The sequence below is a fragment of the Canibacter zhoujuaniae genome, from assembly GCF_011752005.1.
GTDB classification, from domain to species: domain Bacteria; phylum Actinomycetota; class Actinomycetes; order Actinomycetales; family Microbacteriaceae; genus Canibacter; species Canibacter zhoujuaniae.
Genome location: NZ_JAAIJZ010000002.1, coordinates 122721 through 148379 on the forward strand (window position 1 = coordinate 122721; position 25659 = coordinate 148379).

Consider the following 25659-nt stretch of genomic DNA (forward strand, 5'->3'; position numbering starts at 1 on the left):
GATGACCTTCCGTCAGCAGCGCCAGAGCCTGCGGCTACTGCTGACGAGCGAGAGCATGTCAGCATGCCGCAGCCCGCGGCACAAGATACCCCCGACGGGCAGACGCCGACCGACTTTGCAAGCCTCACAACAATGCAGGTCGGCGGTAAATTTGCGCAGCTTCTGGTGGCGCGCACCGCTTTCGAACTGGCTGCGCACGCGGCTGGGCTCTGGGAGTCGGAAGATCCGTGGCTGCTCTTGGGTGGCGGTTCGAACACTATTGTTGCGGACTCGGGCTATCCAGGCTCGGTGCTGTTGGTGCGTAACACCGGTATTGCAGTTGTGGCAGACGACAATCTGCCAGAAAACAAAGTCAGAGTGCGTGTGCAGGCCGGTCAGGATTGGGATGAGCTTGTAGCCTGGTCTGTTGCGCAGGGCTATGCGGGTATTGAAATGCTCTCTGGGATCCCGGGTCTTGCCGGCGCCGCTCCCGTGCAAAATATTGGCGCATACGGCGGCGAGCTAGCAAACACACTGCACTCTGTTGAACTTTATGAGCGTGATCTCGCAGCTGTGCGTCGTTTACCGGCAGCGGAGCTGCGGCTTGCATACCGTGATTCTATTCTGAAACAGGGATACGAAGCAGTTGTGCTGTCGATTGATCTGGTGCTCGATGCGAGCCGGGAGAACACCACCGCGGAAGGGCAGCCGCTGAGCGCACCAATTATCTTCCCGCAGCTTGCAAAGGCACTCGGTGTGAAGCTCGGTGCCCAGGTGCCGCTGCGAGAGGTGCGTGACACTGTGCTGCGTGTGCGGGCTGAAAAAGGCATGGTGCTTGATCCGCAAGATCCGAACAGTGTATCGGCAGGATCGTTCTTTATGAACCCGATCGTGAGCGAGCAGTTTGCGCGCACCCTGCCATCGCACGCGCCGCGATTCCCGGTTGATGCTGAGGAAGCCAGCGATACTGTCACCACCTTTGATGCAATCCGCGACGGCCAGTTGCCACCGCTGCCAGACTACGAATCGGGTGAGCGACGGGTGAAGCTGTCGGCCGCTTGGTTAATCGAGAATGCTGGCATTAAAAAGGGTTTCCGCCTGCCCGGCTCAAAAGCTGCAATATCTGATAAGCACACCCTCGCAATTACAAACCGTGGCGGTGCGACCGCCGCTGAAATCGGTGAGCTTGCCCGCTATGTTGTGAGCATGGTGCAGGCCGAATTTGGTGTCGTGCTTGCCCCTGAACCAAATATTTACGGGATCGAAATCTGATGACGCTCAAAGACGTTAGTGTGCGCAAGGCTCGCACAGGAGATGTGCCGAGAATTCTCGAGGTAATGCAGCCGCTGGTTGAAAACAGGATTCTGTTGGGTAAGGATCCGGTGACCGTATATGAGACAATTCAGCAGTTCTATGTTGCAGAAGATGCCAGCGGAGAGCTGCTAGGTTTCGGTGCGCTGCACGTCATGTGGGAGCACCTTGGTGAGGTGCGCACGCTTGCAGTTGTGCCAGAGGCGTTGGGCAAAGGTGTTGGGCACGCTTTGGTTGAGCGGATCGAAGCTGATGCTATCGAGCTGGGTCTCAAACAGCTTGTGTGTCTAACATTTGAGGTGGAGTTTTTTGCCCGGCACGGTTTTCAAGTGCTGCCCGCAGAACCGGGAGAGTTTGTTGCTGAAGCCTATGAGGTGCTTTTAAGCTCGCGAGATGAGGGCGTCGCCGAATTCTTGGATCTTGCGCGGGTGCGCCCCAACACACTCGGCAACACACGCATGGTGAAGACGGTGGCGCAGTGACCGACATCATAGACAGTAAACCCACTCGCAAAACCTTTCGAAGACGGCGATTAATGGTGGCCGCTATTGTTGTTTCGCTTGCGGCGCTTGCTGTTTTCCTAATCACCGGCCGTTTTTCACTCGGGCCGACAGCACGCAATGAAGTAACGCTGTTAGACGGCTTGGTTGACACATCTGCGCCGCGCAATTCCGCTGCCAACGCGGAAGCAACCGAGTGCGGAGCAGGCGATCTCGAGCTGCTACCTGTGACCGATAAAAATAGTTACGGCCCGGGCGAGCTGCCGAAGCTGTCGCTGACGCTAGAAAACACCGGAAAAGCGACATGCTACTACGACGTTGGCACCAGTCAGATGATATTTGAGATCTCGTCAGGCGCAGAAATGGTGTGGCTTTCGACACACTGCCAAACTGAGGCGGATCATCGACTCGTGCTTTTAAAACCAGGGCAGAAGGTTGAAAGCGCGCCACTTGAGTGGCAGCGCCAGCGCTCGACCGAAGACACCTGTAACGATGATCGGCCGGATGCGATTGCCGGTGGAGCGGCCTACCATTTGCGGGTGGGCTTGGGGGAGCTGCCCGGGAAAAGCTCAGTACAGTTTCTGCTGTATTAACCGTTACCCGTAAATTAGCCTCTTTAGTTAACCCAGAGTAGGATAGGGGTGAGCCTGAGAGGATCTGAATGAACAGCCAATCTAAGCCAAGTTCACACGGCAAAGGTGCGCTCGCTGGTGTGCGCGTTGCAGATTTCTCACGGGTGCTCGCAGGCCCCTATGCAACTATGATGCTTGCGGATCTGGGCGCGGACGTTATAAAAATTGAAAGCCCCGCAGGTGACGGCACCAGACAGTGGACGCCGCCGGTTAACAAAGCTGGGCAGGCAACCTACTTTGTGAGCGCCAACCGTGGTAAGCGTTCGATCGCGCTCGACCTGAGCAATGCTGCAGACCTAAAAATTGCGCGCGAACTTGCAGAAACCGCAGACGTTGTTATTGAAAACTTTAAGCCCGGCACAATGGCAAAATTTGGCCTTGACTACAAGACGCTCGCCGCAAAAAATCCACGGCTTGTGTATGCATCAATTTCCGGCTTTGGCGACGGCAAAGGCGCGGGCCTGCCCGGTTACGATCTGCTCGTGCAGGCCGTTGGTGGCCTGATGAGCATCACCGGCAGCCCAGAGAGTGAACCAAATAAGGTTGGTGTCGCGATGGTTGACATCATCACCGGTTTAAATGCAGTTATCGGCATACAAGCCGCCCTCCGGGCGCGTGACACTGCTGGCAGCGAGGTTTACGGTCAGGGGCAGCACGTGAAACTGTCACTGCTCACCTCCCTGCTGTCAGCGCTGAGCAACCAGGCATCCTCAACCCTTGAAACAGGCACTTCGCCGCGACGCATGGGTAATGCTCACCCGTCAATCGCCCCCTACGAAACGTTTGCGGCAGCAGACCAGACCATCGCGCTCGCAGTGGGCACAGACGCGCAATTTAACCGACTTGTTGAGGTGCTTGGCAAACCGGAGCTCGCATCTGACGAGAGGTTTAAGACCAATGCTTCTCGCGTTGCGCACCGCGCAGAGCTGCGCCTCTTACTTGAGGGCGCTCTGCTGGCGAACACCGCAGAGCATTGGGTGAGTGAGCTTGAAAAACAGCAGGTGCCAGCAGGTCGCGTCAACACTGTTGGGCAGGCGTTTGATTACGCCACAGCGCTCGGCCTGAATCCAATTGCGTCTTTGACAGGAATCGCACCAGACGGCACCGCAGTTGAGGTGCCAACGGTTGCCAACCCGATCCACCTTTCTAAAACACCTGCCAGCTACCATCTGGCTCCACCAAAACTAGCTGAACACCAAGGTTGCACCTGGCTCGACGTTGAGTAGAACCAAGCACACACCTGCACCAAAATAGGAGGCACTAATGAGCACCATTGACGATCTATTCGACGTCTCAAATCTTGTCACGGCAGAAGAGCGCGAGTGGCAGTTAAAAGCACGCGAATTTGCGCAGACCAAGATCGCTCCGATTATCGATCGCGATTTTGAGGATCGCCGCCTCCCGGTTGAGCTTGTCTCGGAGGTGGGCGAGCAGGGCTTCTTCGGAATGTATATGAACGGCTACGGTCTGGCCGGTGCTTCGTCAGTTGCTTACGGCCTGGTGGCGATGGAGTTTGAGGCTGTTGACTCCGGCTTCCGCACCATGCTTAGTGTGCAGGGCTCTCTCGCAATGGGCGCAATCTACAAGTTCGGATCAGAAGAGCAGAAACAGACTTGGCTGCCAAAGATGGGTAAGGGGCAGACTGTTGGCTGCTTCGGGCTCACCGAACCACAGGGGGGCAGCGATCCGAACACTATGATTACAACCGCTCGCAGGGACGGTGACGAGTGGGTGCTCAACGGTAAGAAGCGCTGGATCGGGCTGGGCACAATCGCTGATGTTGCCGTCATCTGGGCGAAAGATGAAGAAGGTGTTGTGCGCGGTTTTGTTGTGCCGACCGACACTCCGGGATATGCGGCGCAGGCAATCGAAAATAAACTTTCGATGCGCGCTTCACTACAGACTGAAATTACCCTCACCGATCTGCGTCTACCAGCTGACGCTGTGATGCCTAATGGGCAGGGTCTGTCGGCGCCGTTTAAGTGTCTGAATGAGGCCCGTTACGGCATCGCTTGGGGTGTTATGGGTGCTGCCCGCAACTGCCTTGAGGTTGTGGTTGAGCGCGTTCAAACACGTGAGACCTTTGGGGAGCCAATTGGCGCGAAGCAGCTTGTGCAGGGCAAGCTCGCTGATTGTTTTGTTGAGTATGAGAAGGGTCTTTTGCTTGCGCACTACCTCGGCAGTTTGAAGGATGCGGGCAAGCTGCACCACAACCAGATTTCAGTGGGCAAGCTTAATAACGTGCGTGAGGCGATCAAGATCGCTTCAACCTGTCGCGCACTGCTCGGCGGTGACGGTATCACCAGCGATTTTCCGGTTATGCGCCATATGGCAAACCTCGAGTCGGTGCGCACCTACGAAGGCACCGATGAGGTGCATCAGCTCATTTTGGGTCGTGCGCTCACCGGCCTCGCAGCGTTTTAATCCTGGCACAGCGCAAAATTGGTGGGGCTCTCGAGCGCGGATCTGTGCTGAACAGCTCCGCCAATTTTGCGAATCTAAAAACTAGAAAGAGTCAAAATGGTTGCAAAAACTCCAATCAAGGTTGCGGTTACCGGCGGTGCGGGTCAAATTGGTTACGCGCTGCTTTTTCGGATCGCAGCAGGTGAAATGTTTGGCCCCGACCAGCCGGTAGAGATTTCGGTGCTGGAGGTGCCTGCGGCTGTCGAAAAAGTTGCGGGCGTGGCAATGGAGCTTGCTGATTGCGCCTTTCCGCTGTTAGCTGATGTGCGGTGGAGCGCAGATGCCGAAGCAGCGTTTGACGGAGTGAACCATGCCCTGCTGGTTGGGGCTAAGCCGCGCGGGCCGGGTGAGACGCGAGCTGATCTGTTGGCTGCGAACGCAAAGATTTTTGCGAGCCAGGGGCGGGCGCTGGCGGCAGCAGCCGCAAAAGATGTGAAGGTGACAGTAACGGGTAACCCGGCAAACACAAATGCGCTGACAGTGCTTGCGACCGGGGCGGGTCTTGACCCAAAGAACGTCACAGCGCTGACCCGTCTCGATCACGACCGTGCTATTGCGCAGCTTGCCGCGAAACTCAAAGTTTCACCTGGGGCGGTTAAGCGCATGACAATCTGGGGCAACCATTCAGACACCCAGGTGCCGGATTTGGCGCACACACTTGTGAACGATCGTGCAGCGCTCGAGCAGGTAGATGCGAACTGGGTGGCAGACGAGTTTCGCCCGACTGTGGCCAAGCGCGGTGCCGCCATAATTGCGGCGCGTGGAGCCTCATCTGCCGCCTCAGCTGCAAATGCAACCATCGCACATGTGCGTGACTGGGTGCTGGGCACGGCTGCTGACGATTGGGTTTCTATGAGCGTTGTCTCTGACGGCTCTTACGGTGTGCCAGAAGGGCTCGTGAGCTCCTTCCCGGTCACTACCGCTAATGGTGAGTGGCAGATCGTTAAGGATCTTGACGTGTCAGAGGAAACACTCAACTTGATAGCGGCCTCAGCCAGAGAGCTTGACGCAGAGCGTCAAGCTGTGCGCGAACTGGGTCTTATCGACTAGTTGAGACCTAGACAACTTCGCTGCGGTCGAAAGCGTTAAGGCTGAACCCCTGCGCCACAATCTGTGCTGCCCACTCTTTTGCTGAGTGGAGAGAATGATCCCGGTAGTTGCCGCACGACTCAGCTGTTGTTCCTGGCACATCTGCCCATTCGATCCGCTCTGCAATAGTTGCTAGTGAGTAGCGAATTGCCTCAGCAACTTCGCGCACTGTTGGCTCTCCCCAAACCATGAGGTGGAAACCGGTGCGGCACCCAAACGGAGAGATGTCTATTACGCCGGCAAGACGTGTGCGCAGCAGACCTGCGATTGTGTGCTCGATTGTGTGCAAACCTGCGGTTGGAATTTCCTGCTCATTTGGTTGCACTAGGCGCACATCGAAGTTGCTGATTGCATCACCTTTCGGGCCGTGCTCTACGCCGATCAAGCGAATATACGGAGCTTTAACAGCGGTGTGATCCAACTCGAAGCTCTCTACCTGTGCAAGTTGCAGTTCCTTGTTTTCAGACATGCGAATATTGTATGCGCTATTGGTGCGTATCTGCGGAGAGATTACGGCAAATTGCAGGCCGGTAGAAACTCATAGCATGCCAAGCTAGGCTGGAATGGTCGCTGAAATATGCTGTCGGCGCATAACTAGATTGGATTTATTTTGGCTTCCGCACTTTCTACGCTGCTCGTTTTCGCGCACCAAGATGAGGCGTCTGCGTTTACAGATCTGCCACACCTAGTAACGGGTGTGGGAAAGGTAAACGCTGCTGTAGAGCTGGCATTTGCGCTGCATCAGGCGGCAGTTAGCGGTAACCCATATCAGCGAGTTATTGTGCTTGGCACCGCCGGCATTGTAGGGCGTGAGCACGACCTCGACACGGTGGTGCAGATAACGCGGGCTGTGCAGCACGACTTTCCACTGCCGAGCCCGGAGGTTGCAATTACCAACAGCCCGAAATGGGAGGCGACAGCGGCTATCGCGACCGGTGATGAGTTTGTCAGCACTGACGAGAAGCGCCGCGAAATAGTCTCGCTCGGTGCTTCGCTGTGCGACATGGAGATTTACGCCTATGCCCGCATCGCCGACAGGTTTGGGGTGCCTCTTGAGGTGTATAAGGTGCCCAGCGACTTTGCTGACGAGGCTGCAGTTGCTGAGTGGGATGAAGTGGTTTTCTTAAAGAGTCAGCAGCTGCGCAAATTTTACGATGAGAAGCTCAGCGCTGCTGCCTCAGAAAAATAGCCAAAATGATCGTTAATGATTATTTGGAGTTTCAAGTAATCATGAACTATCATTTTTACTATGAATGAACAAGCAAAGGCGCTCGGCGCATGGATGGACGCAGAACTGCGTACCCAGCCAGACAACTGGCAAACCGCTGTTGATCTTGTTAGCAAGGTCAACCTCCCGAAAAAGGGCGAACGTCTCGCAATTATTGCGTGCGGCACACCAAGCTTTATTGGCGAAAGCTATGCGAAGATTCGTGAGGCCGCTGGTTTCGGTGAGACCGACAGCTTCCTCGCAACCGAAGCAAAGCTTGATCGTCCTTACGACCGTGTGCTCGCTATCACACGCTCGGGAACCACAACAGAGGTGCTAGAAGCCATCGAGCGTGTGCGCGGGCGAATTCCGGTTACCGCAATTGTGGGGGATCCAAACACCCCTATTGTTGACATAGTTGATGAGCTGATTCCGCTGCCGTTCGCGGATGAGCAGTCGGTTGTGCAGACCAGATTTGCCACCACAGCGCTCGCGCTGCTGCGTGCACACACCGGTGAAAACCTTGATAAAGCGATCGCTGACTGTGCGCAGGTGCTGAGCGAAGAAGTAGATCAAGACTTAGTGACAGCAGAGCAAATCGCGTTCCTCGGCCGCGACTGGACTATCGGTCTCGCGCACGAAGCCGCGCTAAAGAACCGTGAAGCGTCGCAATCGTGGTGCGAGTCTTATTCAGCAATGGATTACCGCCACGGCCCAATCTCAATCGCAAACAAGAACCGCGCCACCTGGATGCTCGGTGTTGCGCCGGAGGGTCTGCGCGCACAGGTTGAGGCGCTTGATGCAAAATTCATTGAGCGCCCAGAGCTTGACCCGATGGCGAGTCTTGTAGCTACACACATGGTTGCAGTTGAACGTGCTCGCCACCGCGGGCTTGACGCTGATAAACCGCGCGGTCTGACCCGTTCAATCATTCTCGAACCATAGGTGGTAGCGGTGGCAGCTCGTGAGAGGCTCTTCGGCCAAGGCCCGGTTGTGCTCGCATTTGATGTGGGTGGCACCGATGTGAAGCGTGGCTGGGTCGATGCTGAGGGCAGTCTGCACGAGCTGCAAACCGTCCCAACACCTGTTGCAGGCGGTGCTGAGGCGATCATTGAACTTGCCGCCGAAACCCTGCAGCAGGTGCCTGAGGCACGCGGATTTTCAATGGTTGTGCCGGGCATCGTAGACTCTGCAAGCGGTATCGCTCACAGTTCGGTTAACCTCGGCTACCGTGATGTGCCCTTTCGCCAGCTGCTTCAGACACGCCTGCAGCTGCCTGTGTTTTTCGGGCACGACGTCGCTACCGCCGGTTATGCCGAGCACGTTTTCGGCGCTGCCAAAGGAGTTGACAGCAGCGCGGTGATAACCGTTGGCACAGGTATTGCCGCTGCGCTCATAATCGCAGGAGAGCCGGTCACCAGCCGCGGTTGGGCGGGCGAGTTGGGGCATGTGCAAATAGCTGACGGCCCCGCCTGCGGGTGCGGCGCTCTGGGCTGTCTAGAAACAATTGCAAGCGCAGCCGCAATTGCCCGCCGCTACAGCGAGCTCTCGGGTAACACAGTGCCCGGTGCCCGTGAGGTGTTAGAGCGCATGCAACAGGGGGATCCGCAAGCCGCTGAGGTTTGGGAGAGCGCGTTAGACGCACTCTCCCAGGGGATCCAAATCACAGCAGGGCTGCTTGGAGTTGAACGGGTGGTTATCGGTGGCGGCTTAGCGCAGGCCGGTGACAATCTCATAGTTCCGCTGCAGGAAAAAGTGCGACAGCGCACCACCGTTACCAAGCTTCCTGAGATAATTCTCGCTAGCCTAGGTGCAAAAGCTGGAATTATCGGCTCACTGTTGCGAGCCAGAGAGATTACAAAACAATGATTATCACACTGACACCAAATCCGGCGCTCGATCTCACCTACCGCCTCGATGCACTACAGTTTGGCGAAAGTCATCGCGCAGCCCCAGCTTTAGAACGCGCCGGCGGTAAGGGTCTAAACGTTGCCCGTATTCTGCACGGTGAGGGGCAGCCGGTGCGGGCGATAGCTCCCCTTGGTGGCCGGCGTGGCCTAGCGATCTACGACCTACTCTCTGCCGCAGGTATCGACACCGACGTTGTTCCGATTGCTGCAGAAACCCGTCGCACAATCGCAATTGTGACCGATGACGATACAACAAACATTAATGAGGAAGGCCCTGCGCTCTCTAGTTCAGAATGGGGTGCGCTCGAATCTGTTATAACCGGAGCCCTGCCCGGCGCTCGAGTGCTTGTGTGCAGCGGATCCCTGCCGCAGGGCACCCCGGGTGATTTCATTCCAAAACTCATCAGCGCCTGCAAAGCAGTTGGTGTGCGCACCATCGTAGATGCTGCGGGGGAGGCACTGCTGGCAGCCTGCGCGGCCGGAGCCGATGTTGTCAAACCAAATCTCAGTGAGCTGCTTAATGCAACAAATATTGCGGATCCGCGCGAAGCAGCAGAGCATCTGCTCAACCTCGGCGCGAAATGCGTGGTTGCATCACTCGGCGAAAAAGGAATGGTGCTCTTCACCGCGGGCCACTCGCCGCTGGCTGGCCGCCTGCCAGAACCACTGGTTGGAAACACAACCGGGGCAGGGGATGCTGCGGTTGCCGCAATCGCCAAACACTTTGCTGAATCCGACTCACCGGACGCCGTTGCAATGCTCAAAGACGCAGTTGCCTGGTCGGCGGGAGCTGTGCTGGCTGAAGTCGCCGGTGAAATTGTTCACGATGCACAACTGACCGAAAAAATTATTCTCAATCAGCTAGAAAGCCATTAAATATGACTCTGCGCTCTACCTTTGATCTGCTCGCAGAAGCAACCGCCGCTAATAAGGGACTGCCAGCTTTTAATGTGATTCACATTGAAACAGCTGAAGCGCTTGCCACAGTGGCTGCAGATACCGGAATTCCTCTGATCCTGCAGATAAGTGAAAACTGCGCAAAATACCACGGCGAGTTTTCGCCTATCGCGCTCGCAACTTTAGAGATCGCTAGACGCTCATCCGGCAATTTGGCGGTGCATTTGGATCACGCAACAAACACTGAACTGTGCAAGGCGGCGATCGATCTTGGGTTCGGATCGGTGATGTATGACGGCGCTCACCTCCCTTACGCTGAAAATGTCGCCCAAACCCAAGCGGTTGTGGCATATGCGCACGAGCGTGGCGTGGCGGTTGAGGCAGAACTCGGTGAGATTGGCGGAAAAGACGGTGCTCATGCTCCGGGTGTGCGCACTGATCCGCAAGAAGCACGTGAATTTGCTACCGCAACAGGCGTTGACGCGCTCGCTGTTGCCGTGGGAAGCTCACACGCAATGGTTGATCGCACTGCGGCTCTCGACCATGAGTTAATCGTGAGGCTGCGGCAGGCGGTGCCCGTACCGCTTGTTTTGCACGGCTCCAGCGGTCTGCCGGACAGCGAAATTGCTGCGGGTGTTAGGTCAGGGATGACGAAAATCAATGTTTCAACGCAGCTGGTAAAACTCTTTACCGCCGGTGTGCGTGAGTTTCTGCAGGATAACCCGACGGTGGTTGATTCAAGGAAATATATCGATGCAGGCCGCAAAGCGTTAACAGCAGAGGCGGCGCGTCTGGCGCAGATAATTGCGGGCTGATGACTAGCCGTGAAGATCGCCTAAATGGGATCCTAAAATTACTCTCGCAGCACGGCAACGTCACAGTTGAAGAAATTGTTGCGGCGCTGGGTGTGTCACCCGCCACCGTGCGGCGTGATCTTGACTCACTGCAGGAGCGCCGGTTGCTTGCCCGCACGCACGGCGGGGCAACAAAATTAGGGGCGGTAGACTACCGACTCTCGAGCCGCACTCCGGAAGGCGGCCAGGCCGCAAATATCGAAGCTGTTGCCGCAGCGGCGGTAAAACTAGTGCAGCCCGGCACCAGTATTGGGCTTTCCGGTGGGCGCACAACCAGTGCGATGGCGCGCTTGTTGGGAGCAGATGAACGGTTCACCGACGCAGGTTTGACAGTTGTTACAAACGCAATAAATATTGCGCAGGCGCTTGTCATTAGACCCTATATTCGGGTTGTGGTGTCTGGCGGGATGGTGCGGCAGGGATCCTATGAGCTGTCTGGCCCGTTTTCAGAATTAATTTTGCGGCAGATCACGCTTGATCAGGCGTTTATTGGAGTGAACGGTCTGGATCCTCTGCTTGGTGCAACGGTGAGCGCGGCACCCGAGGCGCCGATTAACCGGTTAATGGCGGAGCGCGCTAGCGAGAGTTGGGTCGTTTGTGACAGTTCTAAACTCGGGCAGCGCTCATTTGCTGTAATCGGGGAGCTGAAGCAGTTCACCGGTGTTGTGACAGATGGCAACGGCGATGCCAAGATCCTGCAGGATCTTGGCGTGGAGGATTTTATCGTGCAGGTCGCATAGTTGGATATAGTTAAGCAACCTCTAAACTTCCAATTGAATATGGTAATCACGAAACACAACGGATCGTCCGGCACGTACCTGCCGGTGTTTTAGGAGTAAAAATGGCAACAGTAACCTTCGATGGCGCTACACGGATTTACCCCGGTGGCGAGCATCCTGCGGTAGATAACTTTAATTTAGAGATCGCAGATGGTGAATTCCTGGTTTTGGTTGGGCCATCGGGCTGCGGTAAGTCAACCACGCTGCGCATGCTCGCCGGTCTGGAAGAGGTGTCACAGGGTCGCATTCTGATAGGTGATAAAGATGTCACCGAGCTCTCACCAAAAGACCGTGATATTGCGATGGTGTTTCAGAACTATGCGCTCTATCCGCACATGAGCGTGGCTGAAAATATGGCTTTCGCGCTGAAGATTGCTGGAGTTTCAAAAGAAGAGCGTGATCGCCGTGTGCGGGAGGCGGCTGAGCTGCTCGATCTCACTCCGTATCTTGACCGCAAACCAAAGGCGCTCTCTGGCGGTCAGCGTCAGCGTGTCGCGATGGGGCGCGCAATCGTGCGTGAGCCACAGGTGTTCCTGATGGACGAACCGCTTTCAAACCTGGATGCGAAGCTGCGTGTGCAGACCCGCACACAGATTGCGTCGCTCCAGCGGCGTCTCGGCGTGACCACTGTGTATGTCACGCACGATCAAACTGAGGCCTTGACGATGGGTGACCGTATTGCGGTTTTGAAAGATGGCGTGCTGCAGCAGGTGGGCACACCGCGTGATCTCTACGAAAACCCAGTAAACATGTTTGTTGCTGGTTTCATCGGCAGCCCAGCGATGAACCTGCTTGATCTGCCGTTCACAAACGGGGGAGTTGCTTTCGGCGATCATGTGCACCCGGTCGCGGCTGAGCAAATTGGCAACCGTGACAGCGTATTTGTTGGTGTGCGCCCGGAGGATCTCATTGTGAGCACCGAAAAACCGGGTTTGCGTGTGCGCGTAAATCTCGTTGAAGAGCTCGGCGCTGACGGTTATCTTTACGGCTCAATCGAAGCTGAATCTGATGCATACGCTGACGGCATCGGTGCCTCTGACAAGCATAAGCAAGTGGTGGCCCGTGTTGACGGTCGCACCCACCCAAAGACCGGCGATGTTGTCTACGTGCTTCCCAACCCTGCGCACGTGCATCTTTTTGATAAGGAAACTGAAACACGTATCGTCTAAGGTGCAACCGTGGAGAGGCTGTCGTGGCAGGAACAGGATCGTGTAACAGTGGCGCATAAGAGTGGATACTCAAAGTTCATAGTGCGAGCGCAGTCTCTCTACGGTGTGGCTGGTGTTGCTCCGCTCACAGATGGCTGGTTTGCTGTTGCAGACGGGCGGGTGCTTGCTTGCGGATCGGGCCCGCTACCGGCTGAGCTGCCCGACGGTGGGGCCGCGGCAGACCTGCCTGTGCTCGACTATTCGGATCGCATCATTGCGCCCGGGTATATTGATATTCACTGCCACGGCGCTGGCGGGTATGCTTTTGATCAGATCAGCGAAGCTGACGGTTTTGCGGCTGTGGCTGCGGCTAAGCGAGTGCACCAGCAGCACGGCACAACCAGGCAGATTTTGTCTTTGGTGACCGCCGATGTTGCCTCCCTTGAGGCGCGCTGTATGGCTGCTGCAGAGCTTTGTGAAACCGATCCGCATTTTTTGGGAATCCATCTTGAGGGGCCCTTCTTAGCTGTGCAAAAGTGCGGCGCGCACGATCCGAACCTTTTGATAGCGCCGAATCCTGAGCATGTGGAGCGCTTGCTGAAAGCAGCTGGTGGTTGGCTGCGGCAGGTGACATTAGCGCCTGAGCTAGCGCACAGTGAGCAGGCTATTGCAGTGTTGCAAGAAGCGGGTGTTCGTGTTGCGGTCGGCCATACTGACTGCGATTTTGCCACTGCTGCGGGTGCTTTTGCTGCCGGAGCTAGCATTCTAACCCACGCCTTTAACGGGATGAACGGGCTGCAGCACCGTGCTCCGGGCCCTGTCGCGGCTGCCTTTGATGCTCACGAGGTGGTGCTCGAAGTGATTGCAGACGGGCATCACGTGCACCCCAGGATGATACAGCTGCTGCACGAACAGGCTGCCGGCAGGGTGGCGTTGATTACTGATGCGATGTCAGCTGCTGGCATGCCGGACGGCCCTGCACAAATCGGCGAGCTGGCGGTTGCGGTTGTTGACGGTCTGCCGCGTCTGGTGCGTGAAGATGGCACGCTCGGATCAATCGCCGGCTCAACACTGACGATGGAGCGTGCGGTGCAGGTTGCTGTTGCCTCGGGTTGGCCGCTTGCTGAAGCGATAGCTGCGGCAACTGCGATCCCAGCGCGTGCAATTGGCGCGGCGGCAACGCACGGCTCTTTACAGTCCGGCTACGTGGCAGATTTTGTCGTTTTGAATGACAGCTTAGAGGTGCTTGAGACGTGGGTCTCAGGCACCCAACTGACGAGCTAACGCCGCTGCCTTAACCGGTCACAGTAAATGGCGGTGACGGTGGGATTTGAACCCACGGTGCGGGGTTACCGCACACGACTTTTCGAGAGTCGCACCTTCGGCCGCTCGGACACGTCACCAGAACTTTGATTCTAGCAGGATCAAATATCAGACTGAAACGAGTTAACAGCGATATAAAATCATAGTCCCACCACGTAGGGTTGTCGTATGGTGAAAAATACTGGTGACTATCGCTGTGCAGAGTGTGGGTGGCGATCCTTGAAATGGGTGGGTCGCTGCGGTGGGTGCGGCCAGTGGAGCACTCTTGAGCAGGTTGCTGTTGTGAAATCAGCGGGTTTGCGCTCAGGCGGGGCGACGACCCCGACGACTCCGGCACTGCCAGTGACTGAGCTAAAGGCGGCTCTAACCGCATATTTACCGACGGGTATCGCAGAGCTCGACCGCGTGCTCGGCGGCGGGTGTGTGCCGGGTGTTGCGATCCTCTTCTCTGGTGAGCCGGGTGTTGGCAAATCGACCCTGCTGCTACAGGCAGCGGCAAAAGTTGCGGCGCAGGGGGCGCGGGTGCTTTATGTGTCCGGTGAAGAATCAACAGGGCAGATTAAAATGCGGGCTGAGCGCACAGGGGCTGTGGAAGAAACACTGTACCTGGCCTCCGACACTGACCTGGGTGCGGTGCTTGGGCATATTGAAGCGGTTGACCCAGATTTTCTGATTGTTGATTCAGTGCAGACTATCGCAGCACCAGAAATTGACGGCATAGTTGGTGGCCCGGCGCAGGTGCGTGAGGTTGCGTCAACCCTTGTGCGCGCGGCAAAATCCCGCAACATGCCGCTCATGCTCGTTGGGCATGTCACCAAGGAGGGCAACGTTGCAGGGCCGCGCACCCTTGAGCATCTGGTAGATGTTGTGTGTCATTTTGAGGGTGACCGGCAGAGCGCATTGCGTTTTTTGCGCACACTGAAAAACCGTTTCGGGCCGACCGACGAGGTTGGGTGCTTCGAAATGGTGCAAGAGGGCATCGCCGAAGTCGCAGACCCCTCAAGACTGTTCTTAAGCTCAGGGGATGAGCCGGTGAGCGGCACCTGTGTTGTGATGGCGGTAGAGGGGCGCAGAGTGCTCCCGGTTGAAGTGCAGGCCTTGGTTGCTCCAACTTCAACCCCGAACCCACGGCGTGTTACAAGCGGTGTTGATGCGGCACGGGTGGCGATGATCCTTGCGGTCCTCGAAAGACGAGCGGGTGTGCGTTTGCACGACGCAGATGTGTACGTCTCCACCGTCGGTGGTGTGCGTTTGGTTGAGCCGGGCGCAGATCTCGCTATTGCGCTAGCGATTATTAGTGCCGCAAAAAATAAACCCCTGCCAAGAGCTTTAGCGGTGGCCGGTGAGCTCACGCTCGCGGGTGAGGTGCGATCCGTCGTCGCGGGTGCGCAACGCCAGAAGGAAGCCAAACGCTTGGGTTATGAGCGATATTTAAATGATTCTGTGAAGTCGCTTAAGCGGGCTAGCGAAATAGCATTTAACGCTTAGATATCGTTGTAGCTGTGTGGGTTAATTTAGGTTTTATGAGCAGAGTAGAATTATGACCGTGACTAAAGAGATACTTGACGTAGCACTTGTTGGTGGCGGCATTATGAGCGCCACATTGGGCACCTTTATTAACGATCTTGAGCCATCTTGGTCTATTGCCCTCTTTGAATCACAATCAGAGGTTGCAACAGAAAGCTCAAATGCGTGGAACAATGCCGGCACAGGTCACGCGGCCCTCTGCGAGCTTAATTACATGCCCGAAGGTGCTGACGGCTCACTGTCATCGGCGAAAGCGATCGACATTAATCAGCAGTTTGTGATGTCGCGCGAGTGGTGGTCTCAGCTGGTTGAGCGGGGCGTGCTGAGCGCGCCGGAAGAGTTTATTACAGCCGTTCCGCACCTCACCTTTGTAGAAGGTGAAAAAGACGTCGACTATCTGCGTCGCCGCTATGAAACACTGAAAAATGAGCCGCTCTTCTCCGATATGGAGTACACCGAAGACCCGGCAGTTATTGCAGAATGGGCACCGCTGCTCATTGACCGTCGCGATAAGTCACAAAAAGTTGCGGCCACTCGCTCACGCACTGGAACCGACGTTAACTTCGGTGAAGTGACCAGGCAGCTCGTTGGCAATCTTGAAAAAGAAAATGCGGCTGTTTTTACCAATAACGTTGTAACTAAGATTTCGCAGAACGACGACGGCACGTGGAAGTTGCAGATTACAGATCAGCAGCGTTCACAGTCAAAAACCGTAAACGCTAAATTCGTTTTTGTCGGCGCTGGCGGCAGTGCGCTGCTGCTGTTGCAGTCAGCAAAAATCCCTGAGATCAAGGGCTACGGTGGTTTCCCGATCAGTGGTAAGTTCTTGCGGTGCAAAAACCAAGAAGTGATCAAGCAGCATCATGCGAAGGTCTACGGTAAGGCAAAAGTTGGTGCGCCTCCAATGTCTGTGCCACACCTTGACACCCGTATCATTGACGGTAAAGAAGAGCTTTTGTTTGGCCCCTATGCCGGCTTTAGCACCAACTTCCTAAAACACGGAGGTTACGGTGCGCTATTCCAATCTATCCGCCCGCACAACCTCGGGCCAATGATGAAAGTTGGTCTCACGCAGTGGTCGCTTGAAAAGTATTTGTTAAAAGAGCTCAGCGCCACCAAGCAAGCGCAAATTGAAACACTGCGCGAGTATTTCCCCGCCGCCGACGCTGATGATTGGGAAATGGTTACCGCCGGTCAGCGTGTCCAAATTATGAAGAAGGATCCTGAAAAGGGTGGTGTTCTGCAGTTCGGCACAGAGATAGTAGCTAACGCTGAGGGCTCGATCGCTGGTCTGCTGGGAGCTTCACCGGGCGCTTCAACAGCCGTGTATGCGATGCTGAATTTGCTTGAGCGCTGCTTCCCTGAGGAGTTTCACGGAAAGTGGGCTGCTAAGATCGCTGAATCTGTGCCGTCATACGGTAAAAACATTAATTCAGATGCGGATCTTGCGCAGGCCACTCTCGACAGCACCGCGAAAACTCTGAAGCTCGAAGTTTAATCTAGGAAGTTCCCCCAAATAATGTCTGAATTAGACTCAGAATCAGGCGCGCCTGATCGAGGTAAGCAGTCGTGGCTCGAGAATCGTTTTCGTGATCTGCGGTTGAGTCGCAAAGATTGGGAAGAGTCAGACACCGCACATAACGAGCAGCGCCGTCAAGAGCGTGCAGCTGAAGACACTCGGGCGACCGAAGATGTTTTTGCTGAGCTCACCGGTGGCGAAAAACTCTTTACTGAGCAGACCGCACCAATTGAGACGCTGAATTACTATGCGCGCCCGCCAAGAGATTTTGCAACCGCGGGTATGCGTCGTATTTTTACGGCGGTTGTGCTGGTTATTGCCTTTACCCTGCTGATCGCAAACGGCATCGCTGTAGTCGGTCTCTTAAACGAAGACGGTAGTGAAGAAGCAGACTCTGGTGCTGCTGCAGTTGCAGACGAAGCCGCAGAGGGTGAAGACTCCGCGGAGCTGAGCGAAAACGCGGTGCCTTTGACCGCTGATGCAGACAAGGATGCGCAGGATGCCGCCTCTGTTAGCGATGTCGAGCCGTTTACGGCGCTTGTCGCAGATGAGACATGGCTGACCGCTACCGCAGAAAAAGTTGGCATCCCACGGCAGGCTCTTGCCGCTTATGCCGCGGCAGAATTGACTGTCAAACAGGAGTTTCCGAGCTGCAATATCGGCTGGAACACTATCGCCGCTATCGGATCTGTTGAATCAAATCACGGCACAATAAACGGCGCAAGCTTAGACGAGGATGGGCGTGTTAGACCGCGTATTATCGGGCAACCGCTAGACGGAAAGCACTATCTCGCAACTCCGGACACTGATCACGGCCTCTATGACAATGACACCGTATGGGATCACGCTGTCGGGCCGATGCAGTTTATCCCGAGCACTTGGGAGCACTACAAGCGTGATGCAAACGGTGACGGTAAAGCCGACATAGATAACGTGCATGACGCTGCCTTAAGCGCGGCAACACTGCTGTGCACCGAGGGCGGCGATCTCTCTACTGAGGCGGGGTATATTGCTGCAATTCGTGCATACAACCCGAATGTGCAATACAACAATGCGGTTGTTGCTGAAGCTACCCGTTACCTGGAGTTGAGCGGATATTAGCGCTAGCCCTGAGCCGCAATGTTAACGCGTTTTTAACATTGTGACAGTTCAGCTTTAAATCATCAGATGAAAAAGGTATGATGAACATTGCACGTAGACCAGTGCAGTCGAGGGGCGTTGCCCCGTAAACCTTGAAGGATGAAACATGAACTCAAGCGATAAGCGCCGTAACGGCGGCTTTCTTGGGGGCTTAGCATACGCTGCTGCTGCAACCCTCGCCTTCGGTGGTCTTGCAGTCGCCCCTGCGATTGCCGCCCCAAGCCCTGCGCAAGCAGCGGAGGCTTGCACCCCTGTTGAGGAGGTAAACACTGTCGGTGATCTGCAGTGGGCATTCCGTGACAGTTGGAACCGATACCTTGCCATGCCATTCGCTGGGTGGGTTGTGACCCCGCACGGTGGTGCTACTAGGGCTGCTGATGGTGTTATCACCTACAAGCAAGACAAGGCTGCCTCAACCTTTGATGCGAACACCGGTAAAGGAATTATCGCGTTCACCGGTGGCGCACGCTACACCGGGCACCACGGCGCGGCAGATGTTGTGATCCAGAACCCTCAGATCACCGTTAACGGCGACGGCACTGGCGTTTTGACCCTTGAAACCAGTGAAACCGGCACCTCAGCGTTCACCGTAGTGCGCCGTGCGTTTGTAAACCTGACCGGGGTTACCGCCGAAAACACTGATAACTTCACCAACTTTAAGAATGTTAAGGGCATCTTCACTCAGGAAGCTGGCCCAGACGCCCTTGCTGGCTACAGTGGGCAACCAGCTGCCGACCTTAATTTCAGCGCCGGTAAAACCGTTGCGGCTGTCACATGCCCAGCAGCGGAGCTCCCTGCTCCAACCGTGAGCGTTTCACCGGCGGATCTTACAAACCTCAACCCAAACGGTGCTGAGGTTACTATTACCGGCACCGGCTTCCTGCCAAACGACCCTGCAACTACCGGCGGCCGCCCGCCGCTCGCGGGTAAGTTCACTGGCGCTTACCTTGCTTTTGGCCAGTATGCAGACACCTGGAAGCCGTCAGAAGGTGCTCCAGCTAGCGCACGCGTGAACGATCGCAACGCCCTGAAGTGGCTGCTGCCTGAAGAATCGCACCCGATGGTTGGTGGTGTGGCAAGCGGCGCTCACACCCTCAACCCAGACGGCACTTTTTCAGCAACCCTTACTCTCAAAGAGGGTGCCCTTGCTGAGGGTAAGCACTGGGGCATCGTAACCTACCCTGGCGGCGGGGCTAGCTACCCTGCATTTGAAACCTTCACCCCTGTAAGTTTTGCTGCCCCAACCCTCGCTGTTGAACCTGCCGCTGCTAAAGCTGGCGACAGCGTAGTGGTAAAGGGTCAGTTCTTTAAAGCGGGTGAAGAGGCTGTGCTGAAGCTCGGCGATAAGACCCTCGGCACCGCAGTCGCAGACGCTACCGGAAACACAACCTTCAACGTGGCTCTGCCTGAAGATGCTGCTGCAGGTGCCCAGACACTGACTGCGGCACAGGCTAGCGCAGCAAAGTCAGCAACCGCTACTGTCAACGTGACCGCAAAGGCCGCGCCGGAGCCTGCTCCAGCGCCGGAGACTGACCCTGCAACAGAGACTGATCCTGCGCAAGGTGCGGATCCTGCTGGAGATACTGATCCTGCGCAAGGCACTGATCCTGCTGAAGGTACTGTTCCTGCGCCGGAGACCGACCCTGCTGGGGAGACTGATCCAGCACCGGTGGCACCTGCCGCAGCGCTGAACAAGCAGGCTGGCAAGGCTGGTGAGAGCTTCATCGTTACCGGCAGCAACTTTGCGCCTAACGCAGAGGTAGCTTTTGAGTTCCACTCAGATCCTGTGCAGCTCGGCACAGTGATCACGGATGCTGCTGGTGCCTTCTCATTCACCGCAGCGGTTCCTGCAAATGCGACAGCGGGTGCCCACAATGTTCGTGTGCTGCAGGGGGACACAGCGGTAGACCTGCCCTTCACAGTTTTTGTTCCAATCACACCGTCAACAAGCGCTGATGTGCTAGCTGCAGTTAACGCCAACTCTGGCGCAGCAGTACAGGCTAAGAAGGTGCTTGCAAAAACCGGTGCTGAAGCTCCGTTGTTGCTTGCAGGAATCGGTCTTGCAGCTGTGCTTACCGGTGCTGCAGCGCTACGGTCGCGACGCAACGCCTAACACGCACTAAAGGGTAAACAGCCCTGCGGGTTTTACCGCGGGGCTGTTTTCTTTTTACCGGCGGATCGCAGACACGAGCTGCGCCCCACAAGAAGTGTCGCACGTTTGCTAAATATATAAGTTTCCGCGTAATATTGTTTATTGGTGTGCCCCACCTTATATGCGTTGCTTGCAGCGCCTATAAAAAGGGTCATCAGGGTCACTGCGGCAAAAGCCACACACCCCCACGGCATACCTGCACCAGCACCCCGTGGGTGCGGCAGGTCGTTATGCAAGACATAACACCGCTGAAACCATTTACAGCATCGCTGTCACCGTGCAGCACTAATTAGGAGAACAAGTTGCCTACTATTCAGCAGCTGGTTCGCAAAGGTCGCAAGCCGAAGGTCGCTAAGACCAAGGCTCCTGCGCTGAAAGCGAACCCTCAGCAGCGTGGCGTATGCACCCGTGTTTACACCACCACACCAAAGAAGCCAAACTCAGCTATGCGTAAAGTAGCTCGTGTAAAGCTTTCAAACGGCACTGAGGTCACCGCCTACATTCCGGGCGAAGGCCACAACCTGCAGGAGCACTCAATGGTGCTCGTGCGCGGCGGCCGTGTGAAGGATCTTCCAGGTGTTCGTTACCGTATCGTGCGCGGCGCCCTTGACACCCAGGCAGTTAAGGGTCGTCAGCAGGCCCGCAGCCACTACGGCGCAAAGAAGGAGAAGAAGTAATGCCACGTAAAGGCCCTGCTCCAAAGCGTCCGGTAGTAGCCGATCCGGTTTACGGTTCACCAGTAGTTAGCCAGCTGGTTAACAAGATTCTGCTCGACGGTAAAAAGGGACTCGCAGAGCGTATCGTATACGGTGCGCTTGAGTCTGTCGCAGAAAAGACCAACCAGGACGCAGTTACCGTCCTGAAGAAGGCTCTGGATAACATCCGCCCAACTCTCGAGGTTCGTTCACGCCGTGTTGGCGGTAGCACCTATCAGGTGCCTGTTGAGGTCAAGCCTCACCGCGCAAACACCCTGGCACTGCGCTGGCTGACGAGTTATGCAAAGGCTCGTCGCGAGCACACCATGACTGAGCGTTTGACAAACGAAATCCTCGACGCCGCAAACGGTCTTGGTGCCGCTGTGAAGCGTCGTGAAGACACTCACAAGATGGCTGAGTCGAACCGCGCGTTCGCTCACTACCGCTGGTAGGAAGAGACTCGGTGTGGGCGCAGGTACAATCGGCGCCCACACCTCTCATCTGATCCGCCCCCAAACTTTTAACTTCACATCTGAGGAGATCTCGTGGCACAAGACGTGCTCACCGACCTGAATAAGGTCCGCAATATCGGCATCATGGCGCACATTGATGCTGGCAAGACCACCACAACCGAACGTATCCTCTTCTACACCGGCGTTAACCACAAGCTCGGTGAAACCCACGACGGTGCTTCAACCACCGACTGGATGGAGCAGGAGAAAGAGCGCGGTATCACCATTACCAGTGCTGCGGTTACCTGTTTCTGGAACAACAACCAGATCAATATCATTGACACCCCAGGTCACGTTGACTTTACCGTTGAGGTAGAGCGTTCACTGCGCGTTCTCGATGGTGCGGTTGCTGTGTTCGACGGTAAGGAAGGCGTTGAGCCACAGTCTGAGACTGTTTGGCGCCAGGCCGATAAGTACGAAGTTCCACGCATCTGCTTCGTCAACAAGATGGACAAGATGGGCGCTGATTTCTACTTCACCGTAGACACAATCGTGAGCCGCCTCGGTGCAAAGCCACTGGTTATGCAGCTGCCAATCGGAGCCGAGTCAGACTTCGTTGGTGTTGTCGACCTGCTCTCAATGCAGGCGTTTGTATGGCCGGGTGACGCAAAGGGTGACGTTGCGCTCGGTGCTGAGTATGAGATCCAGGAGATTCCTGAAGATCTAAAGGCAAAAGCTGAAGAGTACCGCGCACAGCTTGTTGAGACTGTTGCAGAGAGCGACGATGCGCTGCTCGAGAAGTACTTCGAGGGTGAAGAACTCACCATCGAAGAGCTCAAGGGTGCGATCCGTAAGCTCGTTGTGAAGAACGAAATCTTCCCTGTTTACTGCGGCTCTGCTTTCAAGAACCGCGGTGTGCAGCCAATGCTCGACGCAGTTGTTGACTTCCTACCTAACCCACTCGACATTGGTGCGATCCAGGCACACGACGTGCGTGACGAAGAGAAGACCATCGAGCGGAAGCCAACCGCTGACGAGCCATTCTCTGCGCTGGCATTCAAGGTTGCTGTGCACCCATTCTTTGGCCGCCTGACCTATGTGCGCGTTTACTCAGGTGTTGCACCTTCCGGCGCACAGGTTGTGAACTCAACCAAGAGCAAGAAGGAACGCATCGGTAAGGTGTTCCAGATGCACGCGAACAAGGAAAACCCTGTTGACGAGTTGCGTGCGGGTAACATCTACGCTGTTATCGGTCTGAAAGACACCACCACCGGTGACACCCTTTGCGATCCAAGCAACCCTGTAGTGCTTGAGTCAATGACCTTCCCAGAGCCAGTTATTGAGGTTGCTGTGGAGCCAAAGACCAAGGGCGACCAGGAGAAGATGTCAACCGCTATTCAGAAGCTTGCGGAAGAGGATCCAACCTTCCGCGTCAGCCTGAACGCCGAGACCGGCCAGACCGTGATCGCGGGTATGGGTGAGCTGCACCTCGACATTATCGTTGACCGCATGAAGCGCGAATTCAAGGTTGAGGCAAACGTCGGTAAGCCGCAGGTTGCCTACCGTGAGACCATTCGCAAGGCGGTTGAGAAGCACGAATACACCCACAAGAAGCAGACCGGTGGTTCCGGTCAGTTCGCGAAGGTGCAGATCGCTCTCGAGCCACTCGAGGTTGAGGGTGACAACATCTACAGCTTCGAAGATAAGGTGACCGGTGGTCGCGTGCCACGCGAGTACATCCCATCAGTTGATGCTGGTATTCAGGACTCAATGCAGTACGGTATCCTCGCAGGCTTCCCGGTTGTTGGCGTGAAGGCTACTCTGCTTGACGGCCAGTACCACGATGTTGACTCATCTGAAATGGCCTTCAAGATCGCCGGCTCAATGGCGTTCAAAGAGGCTGCGCGTCTGGCAAACCCAGTGCTCCTTGAGCCAGTTATGGCTGTTGAGGTGCGCACCCCTGAAGAATACATGGGCGATGTTATTGGTGACCTGAACTCACGTCGTGGTCAGGTGCAGTCAATGGAAGACGCCTCAGGTGTGAAGGTGGTGCGTGCACTGGTGCCGCTTTCAGAAATGTTTGGCTACATTGGTGACCTGCGTTCAAAGACCTCCGGTCGTGCAGTGTTCTCAATGGTATTCGACTCATACGCTGAGGTTCCGAAGGCAGTAGCTGACGAGATCATCCAGAAATCTCAGGGCGCATAAATAGTGCCCGAAACCAGCTGGCGGCGACACACCCGCCGCCAGCTGGCAAACTCATTAGGCCAAACGCAGAATGAGTTAGTAATATAGTTAGGCAAACAAAGTTGTAATCTGGTCTGTCGTAAACCCACGATAGATCATCTACACAAGACGTCCTGAGGAGGACATTTAATGGCAAAGGCCAAGTTCGAGCGCACTAAGCCGCACGTAAACATCGGTACCATTGGTCACGTTGACCACGGTAAGACCACTCTGACCGCTGCTATCTCAAAGGTTCTTGCTGACAAGTTCCCATCAGACACCAACGTGCAGCGTGACTTCAACACCATTGACTCAGCTCCAGAAGAGCGCCAGCGCGGTATTACCATCAACATCTCACACGTTGAGTACGAGACCGAAAAGCGTCACTACGCACACGTTGACGCTCCAGGCCACGCTGACTACATCAAGAACATGATCACCGGTGCTGCCCAGATGGACGGCGCGATCCTCGTTGTAGCTGCAACTGACGGTCTTATGGCTCAGTCAAAGGAGCACATCCTCCTCGCTAAGCAGGTTGGTGTTCCTTACCTCCTCGTTGCGCTCAACAAGTGCGACATGGTTGACGACGAAGAGATGCTTGAGCTGGTTGAGATGGAGGTTCGTGAAGAGCTTTCAAAGAACGGCTACGACGGTGACAACGCTCCAGTTGTACGCGTTTCTGGCTTCCAGGCTCTCGAGGGTGACGAGAAGTGGACCCAGTCTATTCTCGACCTCATGACCGCAGTTGACGAGTCAATCCCAGACCCAGTCCGCGACAAGGACAAGCCATTCCTCATGCCTATTGAGGATGTGTTCACCATCACCGGTCGTGGCACCGTTGTGACCGGCCGTGCTGAGCGTGGTACCCTCGCGATCAACTCTGAGGTTGAGATCGTTGGTCTGCGCGACACCCAGAAGACCACCGTGACCGGTATCGAGATGTTCCACAAGCAGCTCGACGAGGCATGGGCTGGTGAGAACTGTGGTCTGCTGCTTCGCGGTACCAAGCGTGAAGACGTAGAGCGCGGTCAGGTTGTTGTAGCTCCAGGCTCAATCACCCCACACACCAACTTCGAGGGCACCGCTTACATCCTCAAGAAGGAAGAGGGCGGCCGCCACAACCCATTCTTCACCAACTACCGTCCACAGTTCTACTTCCGTACCACTGACGTGACTGGCGTTATCAGCCTCCCAGAGGGCACCGAAATGGTTATGCCTGGTGACACCACCGACATGACCGTTGAGCTGATCCAGCCAATCGCTATGGAAGAGGGCCTCGGCTTCGCTATCCGTGAGGGTGGCCGCACCGTTGGTGCTGGCACCGTTACCAAGGTAATCAAGTAATTACCTCATTCAGGTAGCAATAGCTAAGCAATAATTTAGACCCCCGGGGAATTCCTCGGGGGTCTAATATTTTGACCAGTTTGGTAAGCCGTAGAAATTTGCGCAAAGAACCAAATATGGCCGGTAACCCCAGTTTGCGGTTACCGGCCATATTTATTACGCAGCTAGTTTAGTCTTAGCTAGCGTTGTCGTTGTTGCCACTGCTGTCGCTGTCGTTGCGACCGAGCTTCTCATCAGCGGCATCGCGTGCCTCAGCGATCTTATCGGCAAACTTGCCACCGGTAACCTTGTTGGCGATATTTGCGGCACCGTCCAAAACTTTGTCGGTCGCCGCCTCAGCCTGCTCGCTGTTTAGAGCCGCATCAATTTTCTCTTTGTTCTCGTTAATAAGGTTCGCTGCCTTATTCTTCAAATCTTCGAGACCCATAATTTTCCTTTCGCAATTCCGACCGTGGGGAAAGAGGCCGGTTACTGAAATTATGAACTATGAAGATGTGTAAACTACTAAAAAC

At 55.7% G+C, this 25659-nt stretch carries 24 protein-coding genes and 1 tRNA gene; 22 read left to right on the forward strand and 3 right to left on the reverse strand.

Going from position 1 to position 25659, the window contains the following annotated elements:
* The first annotated feature begins 63 nt into the window (after positions 1-63).
* The 6 genes from HCR00_RS04480 (at position 64) to HCR00_RS04505 (ending at position 5935) form a co-directional block, all read left to right on the forward strand.
* A complete protein-coding gene (locus HCR00_RS04480) occupies positions 64-1251 on the forward strand; it encodes a UDP-N-acetylmuramate dehydrogenase (RefSeq protein WP_167143452.1) in 1188 nt (395 codons plus the stop codon).
* Complete coding sequence (locus HCR00_RS04485; protein WP_166986000.1) at positions 1251-1772, forward strand: amino-acid N-acetyltransferase; 522 nt, start codon at positions 1251-1253, stop codon at positions 1770-1772. Before HCR00_RS04480 ends, HCR00_RS04485 begins: the two co-directional genes overlap by 1 nt.
* Positions 1773-1825: 53 nt before the next feature.
* Complete coding sequence (locus HCR00_RS04490) at positions 1826-2383, forward strand: hypothetical protein (protein WP_166985997.1); 558 nt, start codon at positions 1826-1828, stop codon at positions 2381-2383.
* Positions 2384-2451: 68 nt separating this feature from the next.
* A complete protein-coding gene (locus HCR00_RS04495) occupies positions 2452-3648 on the forward strand; it encodes a CaiB/BaiF CoA transferase family protein (protein WP_166985994.1) in 1197 nt (398 codons plus the stop codon).
* Between the two features lie 37 nt (positions 3649-3685).
* The gene (locus tag HCR00_RS04500) at positions 3686-4846 is read left to right on the forward strand and encodes an acyl-CoA dehydrogenase family protein (protein ID WP_167143160.1); all 1161 of its coding nucleotides are present in this window, start codon (positions 3686-3688) and stop codon (positions 4844-4846) included.
* A gap of 96 nt (positions 4847-4942) precedes the next feature.
* Complete coding sequence (locus HCR00_RS04505) at positions 4943-5935, forward strand: malate dehydrogenase (RefSeq protein ID WP_167143163.1); 993 nt, start codon at positions 4943-4945, stop codon at positions 5933-5935.
* A 7-nt stretch (positions 5936-5942) separates the two neighbouring features.
* Here HCR00_RS04505 and HCR00_RS04510 read toward each other — a convergent pair whose 3' ends face one another.
* Positions 5943-6443: an S-ribosylhomocysteine lyase gene (locus HCR00_RS04510; RefSeq protein WP_167143166.1), complete on the reverse strand. Its 501-nt coding sequence runs from the start codon at positions 6441-6443 to the stop codon at positions 5943-5945.
* 141 nt (positions 6444-6584) lie between these two features.
* Between HCR00_RS04510 and HCR00_RS04515 the strand changes: the two genes are divergently transcribed.
* From HCR00_RS04515 to nagA, 8 genes are all read left to right on the forward strand, one after another.
* Positions 6585-7163: a phosphorylase family protein gene (locus tag HCR00_RS04515; RefSeq protein WP_167143169.1), complete on the forward strand. Its 579-nt coding sequence runs from the start codon at positions 6585-6587 to the stop codon at positions 7161-7163.
* A gap of 60 nt (positions 7164-7223) precedes the next feature.
* The gene (locus tag HCR00_RS04520; RefSeq protein WP_166985980.1) at positions 7224-8126 is read left to right on the forward strand and encodes an SIS domain-containing protein; all 903 of its coding nucleotides are present in this window, start codon (positions 7224-7226) and stop codon (positions 8124-8126) included.
* 9 nt (positions 8127-8135) lie between these two features.
* Positions 8136-9050 (forward strand): ROK family protein, encoded by a 915-nt coding sequence (locus HCR00_RS04525; protein WP_167143172.1) that lies wholly within the window; start codon positions 8136-8138, stop codon positions 9048-9050.
* Positions 9047-9967, forward strand: a complete 921-nt coding sequence (locus HCR00_RS04530) for a 1-phosphofructokinase family hexose kinase (RefSeq protein WP_167143175.1) — start codon at positions 9047-9049, stop codon at positions 9965-9967. Before HCR00_RS04525 ends, HCR00_RS04530 begins: the two co-directional genes overlap by 4 nt.
* A gap of 2 nt (positions 9968-9969) precedes the next feature.
* On the forward strand, positions 9970-10803 hold the full coding sequence (locus HCR00_RS04535; RefSeq protein WP_167143178.1) for a class II fructose-bisphosphate aldolase: 834 nt from the start codon (positions 9970-9972) through the stop codon (positions 10801-10803).
* Positions 10803-11582, forward strand: a complete 780-nt coding sequence (locus tag HCR00_RS04540) for a DeoR/GlpR family DNA-binding transcription regulator (RefSeq protein WP_166985968.1) — start codon at positions 10803-10805, stop codon at positions 11580-11582. The genes HCR00_RS04535 and HCR00_RS04540 overlap by 1 nt, the downstream gene beginning before the upstream one ends.
* Before the next feature lie 101 nt (positions 11583-11683).
* Complete coding sequence (locus tag HCR00_RS04545; protein WP_166985965.1) at positions 11684-12790, forward strand: ABC transporter ATP-binding protein; 1107 nt, start codon at positions 11684-11686, stop codon at positions 12788-12790.
* Positions 12791-12799: 9 nt separating this feature from the next.
* Positions 12800-14053: an N-acetylglucosamine-6-phosphate deacetylase gene (gene nagA / locus HCR00_RS04550; protein ID WP_243854549.1), complete on the forward strand. Its 1254-nt coding sequence runs from the start codon at positions 12800-12802 to the stop codon at positions 14051-14053.
* 28 nt (positions 14054-14081) lie between these two features.
* Here nagA and HCR00_RS04555 read toward each other — a convergent pair.
* A tRNA-Ser gene (locus HCR00_RS04555) sits at positions 14082-14172 on the reverse strand.
* 88 nt (positions 14173-14260) lie between these two features.
* Here HCR00_RS04555 and radA point away from each other — a divergent pair.
* The 8 genes from radA (at position 14261) to tuf (ending at position 25147) form a co-directional block, all read left to right on the forward strand.
* Positions 14261-15580, forward strand: coding sequence for a DNA repair protein RadA (gene radA / locus HCR00_RS04560; protein ID WP_167143181.1), 1320 nt, complete (start codon positions 14261-14263; stop codon positions 15578-15580).
* A gap of 52 nt (positions 15581-15632) precedes the next feature.
* Positions 15633-17117 carry a malate dehydrogenase (quinone) gene (gene mqo, locus HCR00_RS04565; RefSeq protein ID WP_208317298.1) on the forward strand — a complete coding sequence of 495 codons (1485 nt, stop codon included), beginning with the start codon at positions 15633-15635 and terminating at the stop codon, positions 17115-17117.
* Positions 17118-17138: 21 nt separating this feature from the next.
* On the forward strand, positions 17139-18239 hold the full coding sequence (locus HCR00_RS04570; RefSeq protein WP_167143186.1) for a lytic transglycosylase domain-containing protein: 1101 nt from the start codon (positions 17139-17141) through the stop codon (positions 18237-18239).
* Between the two features lie 145 nt (positions 18240-18384).
* Positions 18385-20391, forward strand: coding sequence for an HtaA domain-containing protein (locus HCR00_RS04575; RefSeq protein ID WP_167143189.1), 2007 nt, complete (start codon positions 18385-18387; stop codon positions 20389-20391).
* Positions 20392-20732: 341 nt separating this feature from the next.
* Complete coding sequence (rpsL, locus tag HCR00_RS04580) at positions 20733-21107, forward strand: 30S ribosomal protein S12 (RefSeq protein ID WP_166985944.1); 375 nt, start codon at positions 20733-20735, stop codon at positions 21105-21107.
* Entirely contained in the window at positions 21107-21577 is a 471-nt protein-coding gene (rpsG, locus tag HCR00_RS04585) for a 30S ribosomal protein S7 (protein WP_166985941.1), read from the forward strand. Before rpsL ends, rpsG begins: the two co-directional genes overlap by 1 nt.
* A 93-nt stretch (positions 21578-21670) precedes the next feature.
* The gene (gene fusA / locus HCR00_RS04590) at positions 21671-23785 is read left to right on the forward strand and encodes an elongation factor G (protein WP_166985938.1); all 2115 of its coding nucleotides are present in this window, start codon (positions 21671-21673) and stop codon (positions 23783-23785) included.
* A gap of 168 nt (positions 23786-23953) precedes the next feature.
* Positions 23954-25147, forward strand: a complete 1194-nt coding sequence (tuf, locus tag HCR00_RS04595; protein WP_166985935.1) for an elongation factor Tu — start codon at positions 23954-23956, stop codon at positions 25145-25147.
* A gap of 175 nt (positions 25148-25322) precedes the next feature.
* On the opposite strand, the gene HCR00_RS04600 is transcribed toward tuf, so the two are convergent.
* Positions 25323-25574, reverse strand: a complete 252-nt coding sequence (locus tag HCR00_RS04600) for an antitoxin (RefSeq protein WP_208317299.1) — start codon at positions 25572-25574, stop codon at positions 25323-25325.
* Positions 25575-25659 lie beyond the last annotated feature (85 nt).

Excerpts from the sequence above, each read along its gene's own strand:
- HCR00_RS04480 (WP_167143452.1), top strand. The coding sequence starts at position 64 with ATGCCGCAGCCCGCGGCACAAGATACCCCCGACGGGCAGACGCCGACC.
- HCR00_RS04485 (WP_166986000.1), top strand. The coding sequence starts at position 1,251 with ATGACGCTCAAAGACGTTAGTGTGCGCAAGGCTCGCACAGGAGATGTG.
- HCR00_RS04490 (WP_166985997.1), top strand. The coding sequence starts at position 1,826 with ATGGTGGCCGCTATTGTTGTTTCGCTTGCGGCGCTTGCTGTTTTCCTA.
- HCR00_RS04495 (WP_166985994.1), top strand. The coding sequence starts at position 2,452 with ATGAACAGCCAATCTAAGCCAAGTTCACACGGCAAAGGTGCGCTCGCT.
- HCR00_RS04500 (WP_167143160.1), top strand. The coding sequence starts at position 3,686 with ATGAGCACCATTGACGATCTATTCGACGTCTCAAATCTTGTCACGGCA.
- HCR00_RS04505 (WP_167143163.1), top strand. The coding sequence starts at position 4,943 with ATGGTTGCAAAAACTCCAATCAAGGTTGCGGTTACCGGCGGTGCGGGT.
- HCR00_RS04510 (WP_167143166.1), bottom strand. The coding sequence starts at position 6,443 with ATGTCTGAAAACAAGGAACTGCAACTTGCACAGGTAGAGAGCTTCGAG.
- HCR00_RS04520 (WP_166985980.1), top strand. The coding sequence starts at position 7,224 with ATGAATGAACAAGCAAAGGCGCTCGGCGCATGGATGGACGCAGAACTG.
- HCR00_RS04530 (WP_167143175.1), top strand. The coding sequence starts at position 9,047 with ATGATTATCACACTGACACCAAATCCGGCGCTCGATCTCACCTACCGC.
- HCR00_RS04535 (WP_167143178.1), top strand. The coding sequence starts at position 9,970 with ATGACTCTGCGCTCTACCTTTGATCTGCTCGCAGAAGCAACCGCCGCT.
- HCR00_RS04540 (WP_166985968.1), top strand. The coding sequence starts at position 10,803 with ATGACTAGCCGTGAAGATCGCCTAAATGGGATCCTAAAATTACTCTCG.
- HCR00_RS04545 (WP_166985965.1), top strand. The coding sequence starts at position 11,684 with ATGGCAACAGTAACCTTCGATGGCGCTACACGGATTTACCCCGGTGGC.
- radA (WP_167143181.1), top strand. The coding sequence starts at position 14,261 with ATGGTGAAAAATACTGGTGACTATCGCTGTGCAGAGTGTGGGTGGCGA.
- mqo (WP_208317298.1), top strand. The coding sequence starts at position 15,633 with ATGACCGTGACTAAAGAGATACTTGACGTAGCACTTGTTGGTGGCGGC.
- HCR00_RS04570 (WP_167143186.1), top strand. The coding sequence starts at position 17,139 with ATGTCTGAATTAGACTCAGAATCAGGCGCGCCTGATCGAGGTAAGCAG.
- HCR00_RS04575 (WP_167143189.1), top strand. The coding sequence starts at position 18,385 with ATGAACTCAAGCGATAAGCGCCGTAACGGCGGCTTTCTTGGGGGCTTA.
- rpsG (WP_166985941.1), top strand. The coding sequence starts at position 21,107 with ATGCCACGTAAAGGCCCTGCTCCAAAGCGTCCGGTAGTAGCCGATCCG.
- tuf (WP_166985935.1), top strand. The coding sequence starts at position 23,954 with ATGGCAAAGGCCAAGTTCGAGCGCACTAAGCCGCACGTAAACATCGGT.
- HCR00_RS04600 (WP_208317299.1), bottom strand. The coding sequence starts at position 25,574 with ATGGGTCTCGAAGATTTGAAGAATAAGGCAGCGAACCTTATTAACGAG.